This is a genomic window from Desulfosceptrum tomskiensis (genome assembly GCF_049818055.1).
Lineage (GTDB): Bacteria > Bacillota > Desulfotomaculia > Desulfotomaculales > JASEER01 > JBFLVT01.
Map to the genome: position 1 here is coordinate 2144608 of NZ_CP187479.1, position 25754 is coordinate 2170361.

General features: G+C 59.0%; 21 protein-coding genes. 13 read left to right on the forward strand and 8 right to left on the reverse strand.

The window, feature by feature from the left end:
- The first annotated feature begins 51 nt into the window (after positions 1-51).
- Positions 52-525, forward strand: coding sequence for a ribonuclease H-like YkuK family protein (locus ACPV0M_RS10920; RefSeq protein WP_425620658.1), 474 nt, complete (start codon positions 52-54; stop codon positions 523-525).
- Between the two features lie 249 nt (positions 526-774).
- Here ACPV0M_RS10920 and ACPV0M_RS10925 read toward each other — a convergent pair whose 3' ends face one another.
- A complete protein-coding gene (locus tag ACPV0M_RS10925; protein ID WP_425620659.1) occupies positions 775-1566 on the reverse strand; it encodes a glycosyltransferase family 2 protein in 792 nt (263 codons plus the stop codon).
- A gap of 99 nt (positions 1567-1665) precedes the next feature.
- Between ACPV0M_RS10925 and yabG the strand changes: the two genes are divergently transcribed.
- Positions 1666-2547, forward strand: a complete 882-nt coding sequence (gene yabG, locus ACPV0M_RS10930; RefSeq protein ID WP_425620660.1) for a sporulation peptidase YabG — start codon at positions 1666-1668, stop codon at positions 2545-2547.
- A gap of 111 nt (positions 2548-2658) precedes the next feature.
- Complete coding sequence (locus ACPV0M_RS10935) at positions 2659-3054, forward strand: hypothetical protein (RefSeq protein WP_425620661.1); 396 nt, start codon at positions 2659-2661, stop codon at positions 3052-3054.
- A gap of 75 nt (positions 3055-3129) precedes the next feature.
- Here the strand turns inward: ACPV0M_RS10935 and ACPV0M_RS10940 are convergent, their stop codons facing one another.
- The 5 genes from ACPV0M_RS10940 to ACPV0M_RS10960 form a co-directional block, all read right to left on the reverse strand.
- Positions 3130-3870 carry a class I SAM-dependent methyltransferase gene (locus tag ACPV0M_RS10940; protein WP_425620662.1) on the reverse strand — a complete coding sequence of 247 codons (741 nt, stop codon included), beginning with the start codon at positions 3868-3870 and terminating at the stop codon, positions 3130-3132.
- A gap of 131 nt (positions 3871-4001) precedes the next feature.
- A complete protein-coding gene (locus tag ACPV0M_RS10945; protein ID WP_425620663.1) occupies positions 4002-5567 on the reverse strand; it encodes a glycosyltransferase in 1566 nt (521 codons plus the stop codon).
- Positions 5561-7021 (reverse strand): glycosyltransferase, encoded by a 1461-nt coding sequence (locus tag ACPV0M_RS10950; RefSeq protein WP_425620664.1) that lies wholly within the window; start codon positions 7019-7021, stop codon positions 5561-5563. The genes ACPV0M_RS10945 and ACPV0M_RS10950 overlap by 7 nt, the downstream gene beginning before the upstream one ends.
- Positions 7018-8787 (reverse strand): glycosyltransferase, encoded by a 1770-nt coding sequence (locus ACPV0M_RS10955; protein WP_425620665.1) that lies wholly within the window; start codon positions 8785-8787, stop codon positions 7018-7020. Before ACPV0M_RS10955 ends, ACPV0M_RS10950 begins: the two co-directional genes overlap by 4 nt.
- On the reverse strand, positions 8772-10760 hold the full coding sequence (locus ACPV0M_RS10960; protein ID WP_425620666.1) for a glycosyltransferase: 1989 nt from the start codon (positions 10758-10760) through the stop codon (positions 8772-8774). Before ACPV0M_RS10960 ends, ACPV0M_RS10955 begins: the two co-directional genes overlap by 16 nt.
- Positions 10761-10893: 133 nt before the next feature.
- Between ACPV0M_RS10960 and ACPV0M_RS10965 the strand changes: the two genes are divergently transcribed.
- The 3 genes from ACPV0M_RS10965 to ACPV0M_RS10975 all read left to right on the forward strand — a co-directional run bounded on the left by ACPV0M_RS10965 (position 10894) and on the right by ACPV0M_RS10975 (position 13166).
- Positions 10894-11604, forward strand: coding sequence for a DUF6385 domain-containing protein (locus ACPV0M_RS10965; protein ID WP_425620667.1), 711 nt, complete (start codon positions 10894-10896; stop codon positions 11602-11604).
- Positions 11605-11696: 92 nt separating this feature from the next.
- Entirely contained in the window at positions 11697-12170 is a 474-nt protein-coding gene (locus ACPV0M_RS10970; RefSeq protein WP_425620668.1) for a DUF6385 domain-containing protein, read from the forward strand.
- Between the two features lie 237 nt (positions 12171-12407).
- Positions 12408-13166: a hypothetical protein gene (locus ACPV0M_RS10975; RefSeq protein ID WP_425620669.1), complete on the forward strand. Its 759-nt coding sequence runs from the start codon at positions 12408-12410 to the stop codon at positions 13164-13166.
- A 110-nt stretch (positions 13167-13276) separates the two neighbouring features.
- Here ACPV0M_RS10975 and ACPV0M_RS10980 read toward each other — a convergent pair whose 3' ends face one another.
- Together ACPV0M_RS10980 and ACPV0M_RS10985 are read right to left on the reverse strand one after the other, a co-directional pair.
- A complete protein-coding gene (locus tag ACPV0M_RS10980; protein ID WP_425620670.1) occupies positions 13277-14062 on the reverse strand; it encodes a hypothetical protein in 786 nt (261 codons plus the stop codon).
- A 360-nt stretch (positions 14063-14422) separates the two neighbouring features.
- Positions 14423-14875: a hypothetical protein gene (locus tag ACPV0M_RS10985; protein WP_425620671.1), complete on the reverse strand. Its 453-nt coding sequence runs from the start codon at positions 14873-14875 to the stop codon at positions 14423-14425.
- A 177-nt stretch (positions 14876-15052) separates the two neighbouring features.
- Here ACPV0M_RS10985 and ACPV0M_RS10990 point away from each other — a divergent pair, with 177 nt between their 5' ends.
- From ACPV0M_RS10990 to ACPV0M_RS11020, 7 genes are all read left to right on the forward strand, one after another.
- Entirely contained in the window at positions 15053-17059 is a 2007-nt protein-coding gene (locus ACPV0M_RS10990; RefSeq protein ID WP_425620672.1) for a glycosyltransferase, read from the forward strand.
- The gene (locus ACPV0M_RS10995; protein WP_425620673.1) at positions 17049-19421 is read left to right on the forward strand and encodes a glycosyltransferase; all 2373 of its coding nucleotides are present in this window, start codon (positions 17049-17051) and stop codon (positions 19419-19421) included. Before ACPV0M_RS10990 ends, ACPV0M_RS10995 begins: the two co-directional genes overlap by 11 nt.
- A gap of 91 nt (positions 19422-19512) precedes the next feature.
- On the forward strand, positions 19513-21504 hold the full coding sequence (locus ACPV0M_RS11000; RefSeq protein WP_425620674.1) for a glycosyltransferase: 1992 nt from the start codon (positions 19513-19515) through the stop codon (positions 21502-21504).
- 10 nt (positions 21505-21514) lie between these two features.
- A complete protein-coding gene (locus ACPV0M_RS11005) occupies positions 21515-22102 on the forward strand; it encodes a class I SAM-dependent methyltransferase (protein WP_425620675.1) in 588 nt (195 codons plus the stop codon).
- 243 nt (positions 22103-22345) lie between these two features.
- Positions 22346-22645: a hypothetical protein gene (locus tag ACPV0M_RS11010; protein ID WP_425620676.1), complete on the forward strand. Its 300-nt coding sequence runs from the start codon at positions 22346-22348 to the stop codon at positions 22643-22645.
- 167 nt (positions 22646-22812) lie between these two features.
- The gene (locus ACPV0M_RS11015) at positions 22813-23937 is read left to right on the forward strand and encodes a CAP domain-containing protein (protein WP_425620677.1); all 1125 of its coding nucleotides are present in this window, start codon (positions 22813-22815) and stop codon (positions 23935-23937) included.
- A 70-nt stretch (positions 23938-24007) separates the two neighbouring features.
- Positions 24008-25639, forward strand: coding sequence for an SPOCS domain-containing protein (locus ACPV0M_RS11020; protein ID WP_425620678.1), 1632 nt, complete (start codon positions 24008-24010; stop codon positions 25637-25639).
- Positions 25640-25754 lie beyond the last annotated feature (115 nt).

The window sequence follows — 25754 nt, forward strand, 5'->3', positions numbered from 1 at the left end:
AACGGCCTTCGACAAAGTTTTCAGCGTTTTTGAGGGAAGGTGCTTTTAAACATGTACCTAACCAGTCCCACCAAGGGAAGGCTTTCCTTTGAGGAGATGATGGACGAAATCCGCTCCTATATCGCCGGTCTGCCGAATTCGCAGTACAAGATTATCATCGGCTCGGATTCGCAGGTGATGAAGGGGCAGACCTGCTTCATCACGGCCGTCATCGTCCACCGTTTGAGCAAGGGCGCCCGCTATTTCTACCGCAAGCGCATGCACAGGAAGATCAAGAGCCTCCGGCAGAAGATTTTTTTTGAAACGGCGCTCAGCCTGGAACTGGGCGGGATCATCGCCAAGCACTGCGCCGAGGCCGGGCTGGACGAACACCAGGTGGAGATCCACATCGACGTCGGCAGCCATGGGGACACCAAGGACCTGATCCGCGAGGTCGTGGGCATGGTTACGGGCAGCGGGTTTAACGCCAAGATTAAGCCCGACGCCTACGGCGCCTCCTCGGTGGCCGACCGGCATACGAAATAGACGTAAGTCATAGGACATAGGACTTAGGATGTAGGGTGGTAGAATGTAGGATTTTGGAATAGAGGGCAGGATTTCAAGCGATCGCGGATGCGATCGCTTTCTAATTACCTCGGACCTCTTTCTGAGCGGTCTTAAGGCTAACTTCCGAAGCATAGCCGTACCCTAGAGATGCCTATACCAAAACCAGTGTATCGGCTTTTTGCGGCACTCTCCTAGTGCTTTGTTTAGTAGTCAATGCCTTAAGCTTTATCAGGCAATGATGTGTTCCAAGATATCAAACCGGCGCTCTCTGTTGTACCCCTCATAGGTCCGGCCGCGCAGGCTGCGGGATCTTTCCTTTTGTTGCAGGACGCAGAAAGCCTCAATGTAGTCGCCGATAATCGTTTCGGCCAGTCGGGTGACGTGCCGCTCGCTCCTGTCGGGTGACCCCAGGGCCTCGTGTGGGACGGCGGCGGCGACGCAGAAGTTCAGCCCGGCCCGGGTACCCATGACCATAGCCACGGGAGGAATAGCCAGTTCGCGAAGCGGAACGCTTTCCAGGAAGCGTTTGCTCAAGGCGTGCGGCCCGTGGGTCGGCGTCGCCGCCCCCAGGTGGTCGAGGCCCACTGCTGCGTTGAGCAGCGTCCTGATCCTTATCAGGTACAGGGCGAGGGGTGAAGACGGGGTCTTGGTGCCGTCCGGCGGGTAGCAGTCGGCCAGGGCGCAGTCGCAGCCCCGGTCCAGGATGGCCGTAGACAGTTCTTGCAGCGTTTGCGTGCTGACGCCCTGCATATCGCCGTCCACAAACAGGACAGCATCCGCGTTAAGCTCTTTGGCCAGTGACGCCCCTACAACGCGGGGAACGTCGATCCCCAGCGGCTCCTTGAAAAGTATCGGTATCACCCGGCTATCCCCGCTGTGTTCCAGAACGATCGCCGCCGAGCCGTCGGTGCAACCGTTGATTACTGTGATTACATGGTCCACTCCTGCGGCCAGAACGGTGTCAATGACGTGACCGATGCTGTCTCTTTCGTTCCTGACAGGGATTACCGCGCAGAGCATGCGATTCCTCCTTGTTTGAAAAGACCCGCATGCCATTATAAGGAAGTACGCTACCGGTTGTGCTTGGGCAAGTCACCCTGATGCCGCGTCCGGCATATTATGGAAAAAACGAGAAGGGGGCTTGCCGGCGTGGATATCGCAATAGGCGACATCGTTGGGCGGAAGTCTTACAACAAGGACATCTACTTTAAGGTTGTCGAACTGTTTGAGCGGGATAAAGTGCCTTACGCCATCCTCCGTGGGCTGGACATCCGGCTGGTGTCCGACGCGCCCGTGGATGACCTGGAGAAGATCAGCCCGGCGGAGGTCGCCGAGTACTGGCGTAAAGTCATGAAGTCGAGCGGCGAGCTTGTGAAGCGCTGTTTTGAGCGCCGTGAGGCTGAGCATATTAGAAGTCTGAATCGTACGGACGTAAAAACTTTTGACGTACCCGGAAGGGTCTTGCATATCGACGGGGACGGCGATTACCTCGACTTGTGCATAACCACCTATAAGCAGCTTGGCGTGCCCGCCGACGGTTACCACATTCCGGAGGAGAGGCAGCCGAAAGAGGTGGTGCTCCTGCTGCAAAAACACCGGCCCGATTTGCTGGTATTGACGGGACACGATGCGCTGGTCAAGGGGGCGAGCGACTTCCGGGATATGAAGAACTACAGGAGCTCGGCTTACTTTGTCGAGGCGGTCCGGGCCGCCCGGCAGTGGGAAAAAAACCGCGACGACCTGGTCATTTTCGCGGGTGCCTGCCAGTCCTATTATGAAGCCATTCTCGAAGCCGGGGCGAATTTTGCCAGTTCACCGGAGCGCGTCCTAATCCACGCCTTCGACCCGGTCTTCATCGTGGAAAAAGTGGCCTATACACCCGTGTCCAAGGCCGTGGCGCTGAAAAGCGTGATCGAGTCGACAATCACCGGCTATCCCGGCATAGGGGGCCTCGACACGCAGGGCAAGTACCGCATGGGGGCGCCGAAGTCAGCGTATTGAATACTGTATGCCCATGCAATATACTTTTGGAAAACATTGCATGCATTAGGGTTTTACTGGGGGCGTTTCTTCTTTTTATGGCATATCATGCCACAGAAAGGAGGGTGCCTGGTGAATGGAGATGTTGCCCTGACCCTGATCGATGAAGTTCCCGTGATCGGCGCCCGTTACCTGGAAAAGGAGCGGGCGCTGGCGGAAGCCAAGAGGCTCGTCGCGCGAGTCTCCGCGAGGGTGCACGACGACAACCATACGGCCGTCCGCGTCAACTTTGTCCCCCAGGATGACGGGCGCTACACTTTGCAGGTGTTCAGCGGCGACGAGCCGGTGGCCGAGGTGGCGAACCTCGACGAACTGATGCTCCGCCGCTTTCGCAAGGCGTACAACGCCAGGAAGATGTTTATCCTGACCTGTTTCGTCGAGGGAATGGACGACGGCCCGCACAGCCTGGTGATCACCGACGGGTTGGGCGTGGTGATTTATAAACCGTTCGGCGCTTTGCTGTCTTAATTCTAAAGGATGTTCAACAGGGCCTCCCCGCAAGGAAGCCCTGTTTTTTTGCTCTGCGTAACTGCTGTCACGACGTTAGAAGCTGCAGTAAATAGTGAGCGGTTTCGGTCGTTCGGGTTCTTGATGTTTCGGCGGTTCGGGCTCTTCGAATTTTGGCCGTTGAGGCTGTTTGCGCAGGACGGCCCGGAAGCAATAGAGGTTGTACAGCCGCGAATAGACGGCGTCGGCCGGCTTCGTGAGAGACACGTCGCCCGCGAAGGCCAGACCCAGTTCCGCCGCCACCGACGTCAGCAGCCGCAAATCGACGGTCGGGTAGTCCAGGGTGAGGACGATGAGCCCGTCGTCCTTCAGCGTCCTTTGAAACTCCCGCAGCGAAAGGGATATGTCCCTGACCGGGAGGTGTTCTAGCACCGAAATGCAGTACACCTTGTCAAACTTTTTGTTTTCGTAGGGCAGGTCGGTGATGGAACAGCAGGCGTAGCGGACCTTGTTTAGATAGCGCCGGGTTAGGCCGTCCGGGTCGGGACAGCCGAAATCGCGGAAGGTTCGGGCGAGATGATCCTTGTCGTTCAGCATGTGGATCGCCGGGTCGAGGTCGCAGGCGTGCGCCTCCCGACAGACGTCGGCGAGGTGGAATTTGAACGGGTGCCCCAGGCCGCAGCCGGCGTCCAGGGCTACGTCCCCGCTCTCGCAGAACCGGCTGGCCCACTCGTACTCGTAAAACCTGCTCCACCATTCCCTGGGGATGTCGACGACGAGCTTCCTCGTTACGGGGTCGGATTGCACAAAAAAACGGGATGTCAACGTATCGGACATAATCTGCACCTCGAATTTACGGCCTCAAAAGGCCTCTCGCTGTTTGCCGGGCAATACGACGCCCGGGACCCGGCATTGTCTGGCCGGATGACGGCATCGAACCGGTTTTCGTAGGATCACGACGCCGCCTTCTAATCCTCGGTCCAGGCGACCAGGTTGGGCTTCGGGTCGAGGATGGAGAGGTACTGCTCCATTATCCCGTACCGTCCTTGGGGGTCGAGCTGCTTGTAGCGGTAATACTTGGCGAGGCGGTCGGCCGGTTTCATCCAGCCGAGGTGTTTCACCCGCAGGTCGCTAGCGGCGCCTTTAAGCTGCGTTATATTCCTGGGGAAACGGCCGCAGTGCTGGGGCGTTTCCTGCCACTCGTAGTTAAAACCGGGGACGTACCGCACCATAAACGGCCGGTGGTAGCGGTGCGCTGTCCAGTACGCGTCCTCGCGGTAGCGTTGTTCGTCCCACATGTCGTAGAGGCGGAAAGAGTACACCTCTACGCCAGGGTTTGCGGCAAGTCCCCGGAGTTCCTGTACGGCACGGTCTTCGAAGATCTCGTCGGCGTCAAGGACGAGAATCCAGTCCGGGTCCGTGCCGACGGCCAGGTTCCATAGCTGCTTGCGCAGGACGATTTCGTTGCTGAAAGACGGTTCGCCGTTGCTGACCAGGGTCAGGAGAATGTGGCCCAGGGCTGTGCGGCATACTTCAACGGTGTTGTCGTCGCTGGCGTCGTCGAGGATGACGGCGCTGTCGACGTACCGGGCGGCGTGTTTGAGAACCCTTTCCAAGTACCGGCCGGCTTCGTTTCTGACCAGCATGGCGAGGGTGATCCTGCTTCCCCTTTTGGCCCGGCGGCCGGCGGCCTGGACTTTAACCTGTAGGGCCTCCTGCGATGCGGGTTGTGGCGCTGCTGAAAAGTGGCGGTTTTTATAAGCCTCAAGCCCGGCCAGTTCGGACTCCCGGTAGATGTGGTACGGCGGGTAGTAGGTATCGGCGTACAGTTCCAGGCCCAGCGCGGCGGCCCGGATGCAGAAATGGCGGTCTTCCCCGGTGAGGTCCAGGTTATAGATTTCTTTAAAAGAGACCCCCATCAAGATCGCTTTGCGGCTGATAAGGGTGCAGGCTCCGAGCCCGCCGACCTTGTAAGTGCCCGGTTGCTGCAGCATCTTCAGGAAGGCGCTTATTCTCCGCACCATCTCGTCGTTATCTAATACCTCGTCTCTCTGTGCCTCGTACAACCGGTAGTCGTGGGCTACCCAGACCTGGGGCAGGGGGGGCAGTTCAGGCTGCCACCTGGTCCAGAACACTTCCGAAACGATGTCTTTACCCAGTCCGGCTAAGTGGATCAAAGTCTTAGGGTGCAGCACAAGGTCGGAGTCGACGAGGAACAGGCAGTTAAAGCCTTCGTCTTTCGCCATGTCGATGAACCTGTCCTTGTAGGCGGCCACCTTCCAAACGAGGCTGTCCCGCCAGTGGTGGGTGTTCTCGTCGCACCGGTATTCTTCGGACGTTCCGCCCCGGAAGATTCGAACATTAGTTCTGCCTGCCGCGAAATCCCTAAGCAGATCGCTTTCCTCGTCGTTATCATCAACAAACACGAAGGCCAGATCCATTCCGGTGGTTTCGAGCTGTTCCAGGGACCACAGGAATTCTTTTAATACCGCCGGTTTCTGGCGCACCGGACTGGCAACCAGGACCTTCAACACATCATTAACCTCCTAGCTTGCAATTCCAGCATTGCCGAGGCCTGTTCGAGAAGTCCCTTGATGGGGTTGAACAGAGGGCAGGAGAGCCCGGCTTGAGCAGCCTCGGCGTGTACTTGCATTATGGCGGTGCCCACCAGCTGGTACTTATGGCAGGGCCCGGCCGTTGGGCCGCTGTCATACAACTGCTCCGCGATGCGGCGGGATGTTTCGCATGTCTTGGCCAACTGTCGGGGATCACCTGCGGCTGCGGATTCTACTACCGCGAGCAGTGCCGTTACGAGGGCCAGGTGCCTTTCCCCGCAATCAAGCAGTCCTTTCACCAAGCTTTCCTTTTGCCCCGGGGATATAAAGCGGGCGAGTTTCACCCACTCCGGCGAAACCTGTTCCCGTCCGATCATCTTAAGGATTTGCGTAAGGGGATAAATGACGTGCGGCGCCAGGCGGAGGGCTTGCAGGTAGTGATCCCGGGCAGTCTCGTACCGTTTCGCCATCCGGCATGCGTCTCCAAGGAGAGAGTGAATGCTATGGCTTGGAAGGACCTTGCCTCCGGGCAAAGCCAGGTTCAACGCGAGTGCGGCTTGGGCTCCATCACCGGCACGGAGAGCCGCCATCCCTCTTATCGCATTCAGGTCGGGGTCATCAGGCAGCATCCGACCGGCTTTGTCCAAGAACGCATTAAGGCGGTCCATCTCACCTAACTGAAGAAAAGCTAATCCCAGAGAGGTCAAGACATTGTGGAAATACCCCTCTGTCCCGCGCATCAAGGTTAAGGCCTTCTCCAATTGCTCCGCTCCCTTGCTGATTTCGCCCTGCTGGAGGTATTCTGTACCCAAGCTGAACAGGAGAAAAGGATCGTTGGGCTTTGCCGCCAGCGCCTTCTCGATGACCGAGATATTACGGCGGTGTTTCTGCTTCAAACCGACTTGGTGTGCTAGGTACCCGAAGTGGTGAATGACCAGGTCGGAAAAAGCCAGCCCGCCGCCACCGTTGTGCTCCCGGATGCTGCCGGCAACCTGTTCGTGAATGGCTCCGGCAAAGCGGTACCAGGGTTTGTTTTTGAACAGCCGCACGACCCGGTCGGGGGCAACCATGGCCCCGTCGCCGACATAGCTTTGGATAAAGACATAATACCCCTCCACACCGGGCGCTTCGAGAAGAGGTTTTAGGACTTCCGGGTCGACCGGCTGCAGCACTTCGTCGGCGTCTAGAACCATGATCCAGTCGCCTGAGGCCCTGTCAAGGGCGTAGTTCCGGGCGGCTGAGAAGTCGTTTTCCCACTTAAAGTCGTAAACTTTGGCGCCAAACGCTAGCGTCAGCTCCCTGGTCCGGTCGGTTGAGCCCGTGTCGACGACGATCATTTCATTCACCAGGCTGCGGACACTGGTCAGGCAGGAGCCAATAGAGTGTTCCTCGTTCTTTACGATCATACAGAGGCTCAGTGAAGGCGAACTCACTTGTACAACCTCCTGGCCAGCCTGTGCTGTTTGTCAAGCGTCTGCCTCAAAGCCTCGGCTTTGCTTTTCAGGTAGTCTGTCAACGCAGTGCAGCCCTCAGCGGAAAGATCCGCCAAGAGCTTCATTGCCGCCTTTGCCAGGCGGGCGTAATCGACCTTCTCCCGGCGATCGCCCGGTGCGATAGGCACGGCGCTGGAACGCAAACAGTCATCCAGGATGTCCAGGACAAGCTTGATCACTGCCCGTTCACGGGGTTTCTCCGGACGCCCGCACCAGGTATGCCCGCTGCAGAGGGAGACCAGGTTCAAGAGCGCCCAGGCCTCGCTGCGCTGCTCCGGCTTGCGCCACAGTCTTAGCGCCTGTTCCCGGGCGGTCGGGGAGTCGTTCAGAAGCAACAGGGCGACAATTCGATGAACGGCAACGGAGACGTCAAATATCCTGCAAGTGGCCTCGAATTCATTCACCAGGGAGAGAGCGTGTTCGGGTTCCCCGCCGTAGGTCGAGAAGCGAATAATTTGCGGTAGGCAGCGGCAGTCCCAGGACGATGGGCATTCTTTGAGGCACAGCAGGGCTATGTCCGGGCGGCCCGACGCAAAGAACAGCTCGGCGAGTGCAGCCGCTTGCTGAAACGTCCGGAGATACCCGGTCTTTCTGAAGTGTTGAAACACATCCGGCGGCGCGCTCCTGTAACGTTCGAGAAGAAAAAGGCTGTAAAGGGGGTAGATATAGTCCGGGTTTGCAGCCAGGGCTTGCTTATAATAATCACATGCCTCTTCTAATTGTCCAAGCTGCTCGGAACAGTAGCCAAGATGGTATAGCGCTAAGAAACCCTCCGTTCCTACGGTATGGGTGAACAGGGGAGGGGGTGTGCCACAATTCAGGGCTTCCTTAAACCACCTGATAGCCACCGCGTACTCGCCTTTCAGTTCAAGCAGGACACCGCCTTCAAAGAAAAGATCGCTGTACGAGGGGTAACGGGAAGACTCCTCGAGGCAAATGCAGAGAGCCTCGTCGAGCTGCCCCAGGACCTTAAGGCAGTGAACCCGGTACAAGACTGCAGGTGCCCTGAACAGTACGTTGCTGTCGTCCAGCTCACGGCAAGTTCGCTGGAAGCATTCAAGGGCCTGCGCGGGTTTCTGCAAGCCGAGCCACTCCAGCCCGAGGTAGTACTGCAGGAAGGAATTGGCCGGGTCGGCTTCCACGGCCTGGAGCAGCAGGTTGAGGTTGCGGGCGCGCTTTTGGTTGCGCTCTTTTGCTGCTACCGGCCGGTGCCAGATAACCGGGGCGTCCGTAATCCCTACTACCCCTGGGCGCTCAATCATTATTTGTTCGTGGATACGGCCACTGAAGCGGTAATCGGGTAGGTTGCGGAAGAGTCTTAGTACCAGTGACCGGCTGAAACAGGAGCCTGTCTCGTCGGCTTGGCTGAACAGCGGAAGGAAGAAGGCTTCGCACCCGTTATTGTTCTGAACGAGAGTGCGCAACTCCCCGGCGGCAACGTCCAATTCCTCGTCGGCATCAAGGGACAGGATCCATTCGCTGGAGGCCCTTTCAATCGCATAGTTCCGGGCGGTACTAAAATTTCCCGTCCACTGATACGTATAGAGTTTCTGGGTATAGTGCCGGGCGAGTTCTAACGTTCGGTCCCTGGAGCCGGTGTCAACAATGACGATTTCGTCAACCTGATCCTTGACACTGTTCAAACACCGTTCGAGATGGGCCTCTTCATCACGCACAATCATTACCAGGGCTATGGTGCTATCCATGTCTTTAGTTGTGCCTCCTCAAGAAGCGTCCGGAAGACGGGAACCTCGGGGTACCGGGTCCTTGCTTCTTCGAGAGTTCGCCGGCGCATTTCTTCGTAGAGCCTGATCAATTTAACATAATGTCGCGGCTCCCCTGGTTCCAGCGCCAGCGTCTTATGATAAAGATCCGCAGCATCGGTGTATAGATTTTGCCTTTGCTTTATTTCTGCCAGCGTGGACAATATGCACACGTTTTCGGATTCAGTGTCCAGCCGAAGACTAAGGTAACGTTCGGCTTCTTCAAGGTAGTCATAACGATAAAAGAGTTCGCCTATCACCCCGGCGTTCTGGTTTAAGGACCCCTTATCGAGCCTTTCTAGAAGAGATGTGGCAAGCCCCACCTCTCCAAGGTCGAGGGCGCGCGCCACAATGTCCAGCAAAAGGTTCATCCCTTCGGTGCCGAGCGATACCGGCCTGGTCCGGCGGCGACCGGAGGAGTCTCTTAAGAGTTCGACAACTGCTCCCGTTTCAGCGGAAAGCCCCATGGCAAACAGTTCATCCGCTATTTGTCTTGACTTCCGGCGATTTCCGCGCAACCAGAAACAAAGCAGCCTGTTCAACGTTGCCAGTGGATACAGATGGTGCTGGGGGTCGAAATTGTTTAGTATACGCAACGCCTCAAGGTGGCGTTTTTCCTGAATGAGGCAGATTGCCTTCCAGAGCTCCGTTTCAGGCGATGCGGCCCCCGCATCGATGCCGCGCTCCAGGTATTTTAGGGCCAGTTTGTAGGCTGACAGCCCGAAGAGGATTTTCCCCATCAGGAGGTTGGCTTCCGGCGTGCAAAACTCGCAGAGCTGGTTAAGGCAGTTCTCCGCGTAGACCGGGTCTTTCTGCGGTTCCAGCAGGGCGGTGATGCGTTCCAGGGCCGGAACAAAGGAGGGGTTATCCCGCAGACTCAACACGTAAAAGCGCATGGCCTCTTCGGCATTGGCAAAGATTTCGGCCACCCGCCCAAGCTGATAGTAGCAGCGGAAACCCCGGAGTCCGCTGAACGGGGCGTAGTAGGACCGTTGTTCGGGGGTTGCCAGGGCCTTTTGGAAAAAGTCATAGGCCTGGGCGTATTTCTTCATTTCCATGGCGCACAGGCCACCGTAATAGTATAGGTCGGCGTAATCGGGAAACAGGCGCAGGCCAAGGTCCACGACTTCGAGTGATTTATGCGGCATTCCGGCAGCCTGGTAGCACAGAACGATGTAACGGAGCAGCTTTGGCAAGTAAATAGTCTGGGGGTCTATACCGTTGGCCGCCTTGACCAGCTCCGCTGCAGCCTCCGCGTAGCGCTCCGCTCGGTAGAGCTCCACCCCATAATGGTAGCGCAGCAGGCGGTTATCCGGGGCGGCGGCCAGCTCTTGCTGCAGGATGCTCAGGTTCCGGTTCTTTTTGTCTTTGGTTTCGATTTGCTGATGGAGATACCCGTAATGGATAATGACCAGATCTTCGGCGACCTGATACCGGGCGTTGCCGTTTCTCTCAAGAATAACGTCTACAATCTGCTCGTGAATGGCTCCCCGGAACCTGTAATCGGACCGGTTCCGGAACAGGCGAAATACCAGGTCCGGGCAGGATTCGATCCATCCTTCTTTACCAAGGTAGTTGATGATCCGTACAAAATACCCTTCGATATCATTGCTGGCGGTGATCCTGCGCAGAACATCCCGGCTTTCCCCGGCAAGTTCCTCGTCGGCGTCCAGAAAGAGAATCCAGTCTCCGGTGGCGTGTTCCAGTGAAGCATTGCGGGCGTCACTGAAATTCCCGTTCCACGTAAAGTGATATACAAGGGCGCCGTATTCCCTGGCTATGTCCACGGTGCTGTCGGTTGATCCGGTGTCCACGACGACAATTTCATCCACGGCGTCACCGACACTCCCGAGGCACCGTCGGATGTTTTGCTCTTCGTTTTTGACAATCATACACAGGCTGATCCTGTTTTGCATGGGCTAGGCATCCCCCCGGAAGATTCTTATGACAATATATGTAAAAGAATCAGTGTCGTTCCACCTTGCGATAACATATGATAAGGCGACCAGGTAATTATTGGTCATAAAACCAACAAAAGGGGGAAACACGGTGCCCAACTTCAAAATCTTTCAGGACAATGCCGACCAGGCACGCGTAAAAATCTTCGGGAGCCAGAACGTGGCTCTCAACACCGATTCCTCGGGGCGGGCAGTAGTCACGGCACCGGCCGAGGGGCTGGCCATTACCCCGCCCAGTGGCGGGCTGTCGATCACCCCGCCGACCGGGGGCCTGTCCATTACGCCTCCGACCAATGGTCTTACCGTTACCGCCCCGGCTGAGGGACTATCGATCACCCCGCCCAGCGGCGGACTGTCGATCACCCCGCCCAGCGGCGGGCTGTCGATTACCCCGCCCAGCGGCGGACTGTCGATCACTCCGCCGAGTAGCGGGCTGCTGATTACCAGTCCGGGCCTCGCTGTGGAGTCCACCTTGGCGACTACAGAAGTCCAGTCCACGGTGGCCAATTTCTCAAGTACCGCCGGTGCTCCGGATACGGCCTACAATATTATGGAATGGAAGACTTACACTTTCGGCGTAGTAAATAACTCGTTGGCCGCCAATGCCCAGGCGACGGTTAAACTGCAGATAAGCCCCGATGCGACCAACTGGATCGATCACGCCGGTCCCGTCACCCTGAATCAGGGGGCGGTTGATGCGGTGGTAGCGTCCATCTTCCTCAAGTACGCCCGGGTTTACTATGCGGCTGTCAACTCCAACAGTGCGGTAACCCTGAACATCTTCTTCCAGGCTCAAACCTAAGGCGAAGCGGGAGACCGGGGATCCACGGTCTCCCGCATCCGTTTGCCCAAGTCCGGGCCTGTTCAAGTATCCGCTGGTGGGAGGTTAGTACTATGAAGAGGCGTCTGGGGGCCAGGCGGGTCAGCGTCGAGGGTATCCATGTCCGGTCTTTTTCAGGGGATGCCCGGGCACAATCGAATATCATCGTACAGCCCCTTCAGGTAAGTTGCCGGGGCACCTACTATCCGATTGTGCCGTGCACGGTTCCCTGCTTTACAAGCAACGTGGAACGGGACCTGGTGACTTCGGACATTGAGAATTACAGCAATCCGGTGGACATTGCCCAAATCAAGACCTTTTCGCTGCTCGTCTTAAACCATGGCTCCAACCCAGTCGTAGTACAGCCGCAATTAAGCCCCGATAATATCGTATGGGATTCTTTTGAAGAACTCTCGTACGTCATTGGTGGCGGCGAAAGCCGTCTTCTCGTTCCCCAGTATTTTCTGCGGTTCGTCCGTGTAAAGTATCAGAACTACATTCTTGGAAGCAGTACGGTTATAACTGTCTGGTTTCAAGGACAGAGCTAGTGCGGCTCCGGAAAGAATCCGGTACGTGTGAGGATAAGTTAGGTCCGGAGCTGAAACTACGGGCGTGGGTTTTAATACGGGAAGCAGCCCAAATTTTTTGTAAACACAGATCGAAACCAGGTAACAAGTTGCGATGGTTACGAATACGCTGTACCAGAAGCTGGGATGTCAGAGAGGATTAGCCAATCAACCCTGCTTCTGACCCTGATCATCACTGAGAGAAAGGAGAGTAACTATATGGGTTGTCCCAAGTACACAGGAATGGGCGCCAGGGACGTATACGCGCAACAGGTGCCTCCCACATGTACTGACCCGACCGATTCCTGTTCGCTCTGTTGCGCCGTCTTCACCGATCCCGATTTGCGGGCGGCGTTCGGCTACCAGGAGGACACCGCCGTCTGCGAGTGTCACGACATCTGCGTCGAGGACGTCAGGCTGATCTGCGTCCACGAGGAGACGGTCTCACTGCAGTTGCCGGGTGTTGACGCCCTTGCCGCCAACTGCCGCGGGCGGCGGATCGTCACCAACGCTGCCGCCTTCACGTGCCTGGACGTTACCGTGACCTGCGCCGAGGAAAACCTCCTGCCCGACTGCTCCGGAGTGGAAAACGAGGTCGGCCTGCAGGTCCTGCTGGAGTCCACGACGACCACGCCGCCGATGATCTTTCTCATCAATACCACCGTCACCTTTGAATGCACGCAGTTCTTCACCTTCCCGGATGGCCAGTTGAGAAACTCGGGCAGCACCCCGTCGATCCAGGAAGAACTGACGCTGATCGACGGTTCCTGCAAGACGATCATCATCGAAAGCTGCGAGGTCATTCCCGACCCCACCTGCCCGCGGGTGGAAGTCGGTCTCAAGGTTATCGACAAGCTGTGGAAGTTTGAGAACCTGCTGGTTTCCGCCATCCGGCCTTACCCCGAAAACATCACCGTCTGCACGGTCTTCGGAGGCAACCAGCTCATCGGTCCCTGCCCGCCCAGCCCGTGCCCGTAAAGCGGCAGTGCCGCCCAGCGATATGCAAGAGCAAGCCGGATCCGTCAATTATGGAAAAACCCCAGGTTTTCAACCGACCTGGGGTTTTATTTCGACTTTTCTACAGTATGTCACTTCCATTCCCTAACCAGAAGGATGGGCCTGGGAGCTGGGTGAGCAGCCCTATGATCTGCCGGTTCCTCGGAAATCGGCAGACCCTGGGTTTTTTGTTCCTTTTCCGGTTCGTGATCGGCAGGCCGGCCCGGGAGCGGGTCCACCGGCTTGAGAAGGCTCTCCAGTCGTTGCAGCCTCTCCTCCAGGGTTTGCATGCGGGCCGCCATCTCGTCGAGGAGCGCGTCCTGTTCCTTGGTTTTCATCTCCTGTTTAACGTTCCAGGTACGGGACCGCGCATACGGCGTCGGCCGGCGGCCTGAAAGGCTGCGGTACTTTTTTACGGCCTCCGGATCGGAGACGACATAAACCGAGGCCTCTTCTTTTTGCCGGAGCGGGCTCTCCCGGCCGACGGCCTGCTGTGCGGTCCGCATATGGATCGGCTGTTGGGTACGGCCCATGCCTGCAGGGACTGAAACCGGCGTGGCCGCGATCTCGATCGTTTGGACGGCGCCGTAGTTTTTCCCGAGCCTGATCGGGAACTGGCAGGAGCAACGCTCTTTTGCGCGCTGGCCGGGCAATTCGCCACATTTAATCTCTATAATTTCAGGCATTTCCGTAACGGTCTCAAAAGCGCAAGCTTCTCCGGCTTGGGTACACTCGCAACCTTCGGCGGTCGGGTCGGGTAACTCTGCAGCACAAGCGCCGGCCTCGTCTTCAAGGTCGATCTGGGCCTCCGCCTGCTCTGTCGCCTCTGAAGGCAGAGGTTCGGCATGATCCGCTTCGGGTTTCGCGTAGTCGGGCATTGGCTCCGGTGAGCTATCCAATACCTGTACCGGCTGTTGGGGCGTACCCGGCAATCCGGTCCCGGATGAATCTTCAAGGCCCCGATCCCCGGCCTGTTTCAGCTCTGTTTTTGTTGGCGTGGCTGGGCTCGGCATTCCCGGGGGGGTGCCCCGGGCGGCTGCGGGTTTGCGCGGTTTAAACACGGGGGCCATCACTTCAGACTCCTTTCAAAAACAGCAATAGGCTTTGCGGCTGTTGATTACAGGATATGCGTCAAGCCGCGAACGCGTGAGTTTCCGGCCGTTGCGGCGTCAAGCGCCTTGCTAAAGAAAAAAGCCCCATCTCAAAGGATGAGGGCTTTTGTTCCGTATCACTCCGGGCTACGGGCAGGGGCTGTCGTTCACGCATATAATGGCTGACGTGCAGAGGTTGGTGATGGTGAAGGCCATGTTGACAACGCCGGATACCAGGGTCGGGGTCGTGGTGATGTTTTCCGGGTCGCACGAGACCGAAGACTTTACTTCGGGCGCCGTTGCGCCGGGACACAGGGTGGTGCCGCCGGGCAGGGCGATAAAGCCGCTGTTGCCCACCGAGTTGCAGTAGTCCCTGAAGATGCTGCCTTCGTGCTCGTACTCGTACTCAAACTGGGCGTCGAAGGAGAACGACAGCGTCATCGGCGTCGAATCCAGGTTGACCCCGACATTATACAGCACGGCATTGCAAACCTTGCCCGGTCCCACGGGCGTAAACGCCGGGTTTGCGCAGGTAATGGTTTCCGAGAAAGTCGTAGACAGAGTGGTGACTTCATCTACGCAAATTCTCCTGATGGCCATGAGATACCCTCCTTCCTTTTCTTACAATATATGGGCACCCTGGCACAGTGCTACCAGGGACCTCCTGCCAATATATGGTTGTGTCAGCCCCGGAATCCCTAGCGGTGTAACCATTCCCGCTTTTATTTCATAAGTTGGAAAATCAATGGCAATTTTGGCGAAGGCAGTCAGGTGATTATGGAAACAGGAACCATCAGTCTCTGTATGATCGTCAAAGACGAGGAAAAAAACCTGGGCCGGTGCCTGGAAAGCGTGCGCCGCTGGGTCGACGAAATCGTCGTCGTCGACACCGGGTCCACGGACAGGACACCGGATATTGCCACAAGCTACGGAGCCCGGGTTTTTTCCTTCCCTTGGCCGGACGACTTTGCCCGGGCCAGGAACGAGAGCCTCAAGCACGCCACCAAGGACTGGGTCTTCGTCCTGGACGCCGACGAGGAGGTGCCCCTTGAAACAGCCCAAAACCTGAAAAGGCTGGCCAGCGCGCCGGATGGGGTGGAGGGATGGACCTTCACCATCGCCAGCCCGGCGACCGCTGCGGAGAGCAGCCCCGGGACCAGGCACCTCAACCTGCGGATGTTCAGGAACAGGGAGGCTTACCGCTTTCAAGGCGTCGTCCACGAGCAGGTCAGGTTCGGCGATCTCGGCGGCAGGGCCGAGGCGTTGATCAGGCATTCGGGCCTGACCATCATTCACTACGGGTACATGCGCGACCGGAAGGAACGCCGGGCCAAAACGCTACGCAACATCGCCCTGCTGAAGAAGGCCCTGGCCGAAAGCCCTGACGATCCCTTCTACAATTACAACCTGGGCGTCAGCTACTATGCGGCGGGAAATCTCGAAGATTCGCGCCGGCACTACGAAACGGCCATCCGGCACGCCGACCCGGGGGCGGTGTTTGCCCCGGTGCTCTTCCGGAACTACGCCCTCTGTCTTTCCGATATGGGCGAACAGGCCAAAGCGCTGGAGATTGCCGACAGGGCGCTGGCCTTTTTCCCGGATTATCCCGATTTGTATTTCCTCAAGGGACAGATCTTCTGGGATCTCGGGATGCTGCCCGAGGCGAAGGCCTGCTTCCTGAAGTGCACCCATTTCACGCAGGTGCCGCCGGAGTACATCACGACGGAAGGCGTAACCGGGCGCCTGGCTTTTGCAAACCTGGCCGAGGTGTGCGCGCGCCGGGGGGATATCGACGCGGCCGTCGAGTTCATTCTCAAGGCGGCCAAGGAGGACCGGTCTTACCGGGTGTTCGCCAGGCTGTGCGCCTTGCTCAAGGAACAGAAGCAAACGGGGGCGGAGACGGCGGCCTTCTTAAAGAAAGCCGGGCTCGACAGCCGCGCCGTCGTCCGGCTGTTGTTCGACGTCGGGGAATTCGCGTCTTGTCTGGCCGAACTGGAGGCGCAACCGGTCCCGGACCCCGGGACGCTCCTCCTTCAGGGAAAATGCCTGATAAGGCTAGGACGTTACGCCGAGGCCGCCGAGATGCTGAACCGCATTCCCCCCGGCTCGCCGGCGGCGGCGAAGGCCCTGCCGGAGCAGTGCCTCGCCAGGTGGCTCGACGACCCCAGGAAAAGCGCGGCCCGGGTGATCGCCGCCTGCGGTCTCCCGGACGCTCCGGTGACGGCCGCGTGTCGGGCCGTCGATGCCCTGGTCACCGGGGAGCGCGGCGGGGCCCCGGCGAAGCTGGGCGAGCGGGATGAGGCGCACCGGGCGGCCCTGGACATCGCCCTGGAGGCTTTTATGCTGGGCGATAAAGACCTCGCCCTGGCCGTCGGGCGGGCCGTCTCCGGCGGGGAAGGCCCCGGCGAAGCTTACTTTGCTCTCGGCAAGCACGCGCTGGCCGGGGGCCGCCACCGCGAGGCTCAAAAACTTCTGGAACGGGCGCTCTACAGGTGCCGCGCGCGTGCGGAGGCTTATTACCTGCTGGGCGCGGCCTGCGCCGGCCTCAATTGGCACGAGAAGGCCTTCAAGTATTTTGCCGCGGCCGCCCGGGAGGTCGCGGAAAAAAACGAGTTATATCTGACCGGCGCGCTGGAACAGTTGACGGACGAGTGCCTGTCGTTGGTCCTCAAGGGGATCGGCCTTGAGGAGAGCAACGCGGAACTGCGCCGGTCGCTGTTCAAGCTGGCGGCCTTCAAAAAAAGGTTGCACCGCTGCAAGGAGGCTTTCGCCAATGTCGACTGACACCTTGAGCCTGTGCATGATCGCCCGGAACGAGGCCGACAACATCGGCCGCGCCATCCGCAGCGTTAAGGATTTCGTGGATGAGATCGTCGTCGTCGATACGGGGTCGACGGACAACACCCCGGAAGTTGCGCGGTCGCTGGGGGCCAAGGTCGTCAGGGAGCAGTGGCGCAACGACTTCAGCGCCGCGCGCAACGCCTCGCTGGAGCACGCGACCGGGGACTGGATCTTTTACCTGGATTGCGACGAGGAACTCGTGCGGAAGAGCGGCTCCGAACTGAGAAAGGTGATCCGGGACAGCCGCTACCAGGCCTACTTCGTCCTGGTCTCCAACGTGACCGGTGCGGGCGTCGAGCTAACCTTTCCCAGCATCCGCCTGTTCAGAAACCGCAAGGAGTTCAGGTTCACCGGCAAAATCCACGAGCAGATCGCTGGCGCCATCATTGACGCCGGCGGGCAGAACTGCATCGGGCACACGCAGATCGCCATCCTGCACCACGGTTACAACGCCGGCGCCGCGAACATCCAGGCCAAGATTCAGAGAAACCTGGCCATCCTCGGCACTTACCCGGAGGAACAAAGAGACGGGTTCTTTTTCTATAACCTGGGCACGGAGTACCTGCGCCTTGGGGATAAAAGGGAGGCCCTGGAGTTCTACCTGGAAGCGCTCAAGCGCACCAAGCACAACCAGGCCTTTGCTCCCGTCCTGGTCAAAAGGACGATAACCACCCTGATGGACATGGAAAAGTACCGGGCGGCCCTCGATCATCTGCGCCACTATCAGGGCGTTTATCCCCAGTTCAGCGACCTGGTGTACCTGGACGGCTTTTGTCACGTCAAGTGCGGGCGCTTTACGGAGGCGCGGGAACACCTGCGGCGCTACCTAGCCATGCCCGTTCCTCCCACCTGGTATCCCACCGAGGCCGCCGTTTACCAGGCGGGGACCCGGGAGCTGCTGGGCAACCTGGAGAAGCTGGCCGTTAAAAAGGGCGACTGTCCCGCGATCAGCGTCTGCGTCGTCGGCAGGGACGAAGCGGCATCGATCAGGTCTTGCGTCCAGAGCGTGAACGAGATCGCCACAGAGGTCATCTACGTGGACACCGGCTCGCGGGACGACACCCCGGACGCGGCCTACCAGATGGGCGCCCGCGTGTACGGCTTTCAGTGGACCGGCGACTACGCCGGGGCCCGCAATTTCGCGCTGAACCGGGCCGCGGGCGAATGGGTGCTCGTCCTCGACGCCGACGAGGCGCTACCCGACCGGAGCAGGGAGATGATCGTCAACCTGGTCAGGAACGGCTACCACGACGCGTACGCCTTCAAGGTGTGCACCTACCTGGACAAGAGCCTGTCCTTGGGCAACTGTCATCTTAAGAGCTCCTGCCGCTTGTTCCGCAGGGGCGTCGGCCGGTACGAGGGGGCGGCGGCGGAGGATGTCGCTTCGGCGGTCCTGGCCTCCGGCGGCCGCGTCGCCACCGTGGACGTGACGGTCAACCATTACCACTTCCTGGCCGACAGCGCCTGCCTTGCCCGGAAAAGAGCGTGGAAAAGGGAGGCTATTGCCCGAAGTTTGGCCGGCGAGCCCCGGAGGCAAAACTACGCCCTGGGCGTCGAGCATTATTACGGGCGGGAGTTTGCCGCGGCCGCCGAGTGCTTTGCGAACAGCTTCGACGACGAGGAAAGGAGCGGCGTTCCCGAGTTTTTCTTCTATTACGGCAGGTCCTTACTGGAGGAGAAGCTGTACCGGCAGGCGCTGCCGGTCCTGGAACAGGGCACGGGGCTTTTCCCGGATTACACCGATCTCTTTTACGTGCTCGCCAACGTCCTCTTCTTGCTTAAACGGACCGAAGAAGCGGAGTCTCTCCTGAACCGCTGCCTGGAAATGGGCGACGCTTCCTGGCAAAAGTACGTCATCAGCCCCGGGGCGGGGAGCTTTAAAGCCGCGTGTCTTTTGGGCATGGTTTTGGCCCAAAAAGGGAGCGTCTCGCGGGCGCTCGAGATTTTCGTCGAGGCCGCCCGCACCCCCGAAGCCTTCGAGCGCGCCATCAAAAGCCTGGTCTTCATCAAGGACCGGCTCAGCGTCCCCCTGCCCAGGTTTCTGGAAAAGCACGACCTCCTCAGCCCGCAAAGCCTCAGCGTGGCTTCTGCGTACCTGGCCGCCACGGGCAAGTTCGAGGAAAGTCTGGCCTACCTGAAGATGGCCGGCGACCTGGCGGCGCGCCAGCGCCCGCCGAGAGACTTTGCAAGCGTGACGCGGGCGATCGACGGGCTCTTGACGAGCTATTGGTGGCAGGCCGTCAGGTCTCTTCCCGAACAGTCGCCGCTCAGAAGCCTGTTAATGAGCACCGGCGCTGAGCACTGAGCGCCGGGCATCGGGAATGACGCTTTGCACCGGAAAACTGGACGTCAGCGGTACCGTCAGAAGATAACAAGACGTACTGGGGAGCTGAAGCATGGTGAAGAAAGTCTTGATCGGGAGCAGTGTCCGCCAGGAACCCGAGATACTCGAATGCTTCCTGGATTCCATCCGCGACTTGAACACCGCCGGCTTGGCTGTCGACTACATGTTCGTCGACGACAACGACGATCCGGCCTCTTCAAAGCTGTTGTACGGTTTCCGCCCTCTGCGCGCCAAGGTGTTCATCGCGCGCAACGAGATGCCGCGGACCCCTTTCGTTAAGGACGAGGTGCACCACCACTGGACTGAAGAGCTGGTCCAGAGGGTGACGCGCAACAAGAACAAGATCATGGAGCACTGCAAGAAAGGGCATTACGACTACCTCCTGCTCCTTGACTCGGACCTGGTGCTGCATCCCGAGACGCTTTTGTGCCTGATCGCCAGGGGCAAGGACATCATCTCGGAAATCTTCTGGACGAGGTTCAGGCCGGACACCGAGGAGGCGCCGCAGGTGTGGCTGGCCGACAGCTACACCACGTACTGGCGGCGGAGAGACGAGCAGATCAGCGAGGAAGAGAAAATGCGCAGGGTCAGCGAGTTTGTAAAAATGCTGCGCCGGCCGGGCGTGTACAGGGTCGGGGGCCTGGGGGCGCTGACCCTGTTTTCCCTCAGGGCCCTGCAAAGAGGCGTCTCTTTTGACGAGATCTACAACGTCTCGTTCATGGGCGAGGACCGCCACCTCTGCATTCGCGCCGTGGCCCTGGGCTTTGAGCTGTTCGTGGACACCTGTTTGCCGGCCTACCACGTCTACCGGCGGGCCGAACTCGACGGGGTGGCCCGGTACGTCGAATCGTTCCGCGAGATGAGCATCAAAGCCTACACCCACGAGATCAGCACGATCATCCAGAACGCGCTGGAAAACCTCTTGAGCGCAGACTTCCGGCGAAGGTCGGACGAGGAGGCCTACCGTCAGCACTTCACGGCGCGGGGCTGGAGGGAGTTGCAGGGGCTGCGGGAGAACAGGCGCGAGATCGCGAGACGCAAGACGATCCTGCGGGCCGAGACGGCGGATGTTGCTGACCCCTCGTTTGACGACGGCCTCAGCCGGTGCGACCTGGCCGTGGTTTTGAACCTGAGGGGTTCGGAGGAGGGGCAGCGGACGGAGAAAGCCGTGCGGCTGCGGGTGCGCATGGTCAAGCTGGACTGGTGGAAGATCGACGGCTGCGAGGCACAAGAGCATGCCGGACCGTGCCGGGCGCCCGCGGTGATAACCTCCAGTTATAAAGATTATACCCGGGTAGTCAGGCCCGGCCCGCAAAAACTGACTCTGGCTATGCTCGTGCGCAACGAGGCCGGCCGGTATCTGCCCGCCGTTCTACGGCACGCCGCCCAATACGTGGACGAAGCCGTGATCCTCGACGACGCCAGCACCGACGCCACCGTGGAGATCTGCCGCGACGTCTTGCAAGACATCCCCGTCTTCATTCACGTCAACCAGTCGCCGGGGTTCGCCAACGAGATCAACATCCGCAAGCAACTCTGGGACCTGGCCGTGCAGACGCAGCCCGACTGGATCCTTATCCTGGATGCCGACGAAATGTTCGAAGACAGGGCGGTGTCCGAGCTGAGGACCTTGATCAGCCGGCCGAACATCGACGTCTATGCCTTTCGGCTGTTCGATTTCTGGGACATGGAGCATTACCGCGAGGACGAATTCTGGAAGGCGCACCTGCGTTACAGTCCGTTTCTAGTCAGATACCAGCCCCATTTCCCGTACCAGTGGCAGGAAACCCCCCTGCATTGCGGGAGGTTTCCCAAGAACATCGTCTTGTTGCCCACGGCGTCGTCGGATCTGCGCGTCAAGCACTTGGGATGGGCGAGCCGGGAGGACCGCCTGAACAAATACCGGCGTTACATGGAATCGGACCCCCACGGGCGTTACGGCGACTTGGGGCAATACCGGTCGATCTTGGACCAAAAGCCGCGCCTGAAAAAATGGCTTGATAACGAATCCGATCCCGTAAGAATGGTCAAGGGACCGGCTTGAGGTGACGGCATTGAAGCGCAACCGACAGGAGAATATCAATACCCCTGCTTACTGGGACCGGGTTTACGCCCGGGAGCGGGCGGCGGGGCGCCGTCGGCTGTACGAGGACCTGTGGCGTCCCATGCTGCTATACCTGCCGCAGGGCTCCCACACCCTCGTCGACGTCGGGTGCGGTGCCGGGGAATTCCTGAAATTTCTCAGCCGCCACCGGCCGGAGTACCAACTCTTCGGCACGGACATCTCCGCCGAGGGCCTGCTGACGGCCGGGCAAAACTGCCCGGGGGCCTCGCTGCACCTGGCCAGCGGGGATTCGTTCAATCTACCCCACGGTAAGTTCGACATCGCCGTGGTCAGCGAGGTCATGGAGCACGTCGCGGAGCCGGCGCCGTTTCTCAGCCGCGTGATTGACCTGCTCAAGCCCGCGGGTCTGCTGTTAATCACCACGCCCTGGAAGTGGGGCTCTTCCGACCCCGAGCACGTTTGGGATTATGAAGGGCCCGAGGATTTCGTGTCCCTTGGCCGCGGCCGGGTGCAGCTTATGGGCTCAGCCGTTGCCAACAGGGGCTTCACCCTGATCACCGTCTTGTACCGGGGCTGACTTGCGTGCCAGGATGACGAAGTCGGCGCACGACAGGTGCGGGTACTTATGTCAATAAACCTTCGAACGTTAACGGTCCGCCAGAATATGGTTTATTTCAGGGGCAATTGACGGGATTGCTTAATATCATGTCAAAAACGGGCATGGCTGACTTGCGATCGCAGGGCATCGCTTCCAGGTCAGACCTCTGACTTCTGGTTTCGGACCTCTTTTTAAGGGATAGCTTGGCGGGGAGAAGTGACTATGACCAAGCACGAGCGGGAGTTGGGCTACAACCAGGGCTTTGCCGAAGGATTCGAGGCCGGGTACGAAAAGGGTTTCAGCGAGGGGAGCACCCTTGGGTACAACAACGGCTTTGCGGCCGGTATCGCCGAAGTCTGTCCCGACGATACACTGTCCGAACCTTCTCTTCTCCTGAAAAAGTTCAAAAAGCTGGTGGAAGCCGGACTTATAAAACTGGTGGTCAGCGGTCCCGCTGAGCAGGAAGCCAAGCAGTTGCTCGAAAAGATGGGGCTGGAAGCAGAAACGCTCCAATTTGGTTAATCTTAGCATCTATGCAAAATACGTCATTATCCGCCATAACTCTCCCAACCCTCCTTTATTATCCTATTTCAGCAGGGCTCAGCCTGATTTACCAAAGTTGTCCGATTTGTACATTCATCTTATTCTATAGGTGGACGAGTTCCAAAATAGGAAAAAGGAGGGGTTTAATGCAGTTTTGGAAGAAGAGGTTGTCTGTCGTATTCGCGGTCTGTCTGGTGTTTTCCTTGCTGTCGTTGCCGCTTTTAGCCTTCGCCCAGGAGCCGTGTTTTGACGGAGTCAAAATCGTTGACTGCATCAAGGCCGGCTTCCAGAATGCCGGCTTTTCCGCCGTTGCCGTCAAAAGCACCGGCGCGGCGGCGGAGAAAGGGCGTTGCGTCTACTATTCATCCAATTACGGTTCCTTTAAACTGGCGGAAAAACAGGGTACCGGCTATAACTGTCCCGGTAATGCCGTGGGTGACGCCGGATTTTCCGTCGCCGCCGCTAAAAACACCGGCACGCCGGAGGAGAAAGGTTATTCCGGCTGTAATTCAACCAGTTCCGGCACCGTTGTCAAACTGACTGAAAAGCAGGCGCCCGGCAACGGCTGCACCGGCGGTATGCCGAACAATTCCGCCGGTTCCCGTTTTGTTAACGGTACATCGACCGCATTGGCAAGCCGGGGGGGGACGTTCGAATGCGGTAAGAGCTCTGACAATGGTACGCTTACGCCCGGTACGTTTTACAAGGTTATCCGCTACCGGATCAGTATTCCGCTGTCCCCGTCCAAGCCTGTTCCGCAGCCGGCGCCGCAGCCCGGGCCGACACCGCCCCCGTCCGTTAATCCGCCTGATCCGGCGTCGAAGCCGGTCCCCCCGCCCAGCGCGCCTCCCGCCCAGCCCAACCCTGCTCCGCCCTCGGGAGGGGTGACTTACAGCGCCGATGAACTCAAAATGCTGGAGCTGGTGAACAAAGAGCGGGCGGCCAACGGCTTAAAGCCTCTGGCGATGGATCCCCAGCTCGTCAAGCTGGCCCGGATGAAGGCCCGGGACATGATCGACAACCGCTACTTCGCCCACGAGAGCCCGACCTACGGCTCTCCCTTCGATATGATGCGGAAGTACGGGGTGACCTACAGGGCGGCCGGCGAAAACCTGGCCGGAGCCCCTACCGTGGACTCGGCCCACACTAACCTGATGAACTCGCCGGGCCACCGGGCCAACATCCTAAGCCCCAATTACACCAAGGTGGGCATCGGGGTGGTAAATGGTGGTCCCTATGGTAAAATGTTCGTGCAAATGTTTATAGGTTAGTTATCACATTTCTCACAATTCCTCCTGAGCGGCATATATTATACCAGAATGCCGAAAGGAGGAATTGTGTTTGTCGCAAGTAGCACCCGCGCCCATACAATGCCGTGAGTTTCTCGTTCGCCGGGTACTCGGCGAGGAGCGCACGCAGGTTGCTGTGCGGGCCACCATTACGGTGCCCCCGGAAAAGCCCCCGGTCGAACAAGTCATCGATTGTACCGCTACGGCACGCGTCACGAAAATAGAGAAGATTAAGAACAAGGTAATCATCCAGGGTGTGGCCGACGTGCAAGTGACCTACGTCGCCGACGTGCCGAAGGGCGACCAGCCCGTGCACCACGTCGAACAGGAGGTTACCTTCACCCAGTCCGTTGAGGTCCCGGGGCTGCAGGTGGGCGACGACGCCGACGTCTTCGTCCAGCTGATGGTCGAGACCTGCAAGGCCGGGCTGAAGATGAACGCCACGCGCCACCACGGGGACGCCTGCTGCGTGCCGGGCAAGCGGGAGATTTTGGTGACCGTCATCATTAAAAAGTTTGTCAAGGTTACCAAGACCGAGCCCACGAGGATCCTGGTCAACGCCCCCGGCGCCACCCTGGGGACCATCGAGCTGGAAGAGGTTATCGCTTTTGGCGAACGGCAGGTCATCATCAGCGACCAGGTGGACGTCCGCGAGATTACGCAGGGGAAGAAGCCGTGTCCGGAAAAAGTTCTTAGTGTCATTGCCGATGTCGTTATCCGCAGCACCGAGATCATCAACGACCGCAAGGTTGTCGTCGAAGGCGTCCTGAAGCTGCAGATCGTGTACGTCGCCAAGACCTGGCAGGGCGACCAGCCCGTACACCACGTCCATGTCGACATACCCTTCACCCAGTTCGTGGAACTCAACCGGCCGGTGGCCCCGGACGACGTGGTCGAAACGGTGGTCACGATCGAAGACGTCAGCGCCCGCGCCAAGGGCGAGTGCAGCATCAGTATCAACGCTGTCATTCAGCTCAGGGCCGAGGTCACCCGCACCCGCGAGATCACCGTCGTTACGGCCCTCCGGCAGCCCATTCCGGGTGTCGAGCCGCGCAGGATCCGCAGCGATGTCGTGCTCGGCCGGAGAGCAACGCAGGTCGTCGTGCGCGACGAGGCCGACATCCCCGACCAGAAACCCGACGCCGAGAAGGCCCTCGAGTGTATCGTGGTGGAGAACCGCGTCGAGGAGACCGAGATCCTGCCCGGGGCCGACAAGGTTCTGGTCCGCGGCGTAGCCGTAGTCAAGGTGCTCTACGTGGCCAACGTCCCGAGCCAGCCCGTACACGCCTTTACGACGGAGGTCCCCTGGACGACGTTCGTCGAATTTCCTGTCGACATCACCGATGACGACAACGTCGCCGTTACCGTGCAGATCGAGTTCTCCGACTGCGAGCTGGTAAACAAGCGCACGGTCGCCATCGACCTGGTCGTCAGGGTCGCCGTCAAGGTCACCCGCATCCAGCAGCCGATCATCTTCGTCTGCCTCGTGCTGCAGCCTGAGGTACCCGAGCTGCCCTGCCCCGGCACCTTGATTAACGTTACTGTCCGACCGGGAGACACGTGTTTCTCTATAGCACGTGCGAACAACACCACAGTCGCCGACATCCAGGCCCGCAACCCCGGCGTCGACTGCAACAACCTGCAGCCGGGAACCGTCCTGGTGGTTTGCCGGGGACTGGGCTAAGGAAGAATAACAACCTCGCCAGCTAAGCAGTTGAGCCACTTTCGCTTTTTGCGGAAGTGGCTCAACGTTTCGGCGGGCCGTATAGGCACATTAAAACAGGCACCTGGGTGCAGCG

Coding starts and splice junctions, on each gene's coding strand:
- ACPV0M_RS10920 (WP_425620658.1), top strand. CDS start 52: ATGTACCTAACCAGTCCCACCAAGGGAAGGCTTTCCTTTGAGGAGATG.
- ACPV0M_RS10925 (WP_425620659.1), bottom strand. CDS start 1,566: ATGCTCTGCGCGGTAATCCCTGTCAGGAACGAAAGAGACAGCATCGGT.
- yabG (WP_425620660.1), top strand. CDS start 1,666: ATGGAAAAAACGAGAAGGGGGCTTGCCGGCGTGGATATCGCAATAGGC.
- ACPV0M_RS10940 (WP_425620662.1), bottom strand. CDS start 3,870: ATGTCCGATACGTTGACATCCCGTTTTTTTGTGCAATCCGACCCCGTA.
- ACPV0M_RS10955 (WP_425620665.1), bottom strand. CDS start 8,787: ATGGATAGCACCATAGCCCTGGTAATGATTGTGCGTGATGAAGAGGCC.
- ACPV0M_RS10960 (WP_425620666.1), bottom strand. CDS start 10,760: ATGCAAAACAGGATCAGCCTGTGTATGATTGTCAAAAACGAAGAGCAA.
- ACPV0M_RS10970 (WP_425620668.1), top strand. CDS start 11,697: ATGAAGAGGCGTCTGGGGGCCAGGCGGGTCAGCGTCGAGGGTATCCAT.
- ACPV0M_RS10975 (WP_425620669.1), top strand. CDS start 12,408: ATGGGTTGTCCCAAGTACACAGGAATGGGCGCCAGGGACGTATACGCG.
- ACPV0M_RS10980 (WP_425620670.1), bottom strand. CDS start 14,062: ATGCCCGACTACGCGAAACCCGAAGCGGATCATGCCGAACCTCTGCCT.
- ACPV0M_RS10985 (WP_425620671.1), bottom strand. CDS start 14,875: ATGGCCATCAGGAGAATTTGCGTAGATGAAGTCACCACTCTGTCTACG.
- ACPV0M_RS10990 (WP_425620672.1), top strand. CDS start 15,053: ATGGAAACAGGAACCATCAGTCTCTGTATGATCGTCAAAGACGAGGAA.
- ACPV0M_RS10995 (WP_425620673.1), top strand. CDS start 17,049: ATGTCGACTGACACCTTGAGCCTGTGCATGATCGCCCGGAACGAGGCC.
- ACPV0M_RS11000 (WP_425620674.1), top strand. CDS start 19,513: ATGGTGAAGAAAGTCTTGATCGGGAGCAGTGTCCGCCAGGAACCCGAG.
- ACPV0M_RS11010 (WP_425620676.1), top strand. CDS start 22,346: ATGACCAAGCACGAGCGGGAGTTGGGCTACAACCAGGGCTTTGCCGAA.
- ACPV0M_RS11015 (WP_425620677.1), top strand. CDS start 22,813: ATGCAGTTTTGGAAGAAGAGGTTGTCTGTCGTATTCGCGGTCTGTCTG.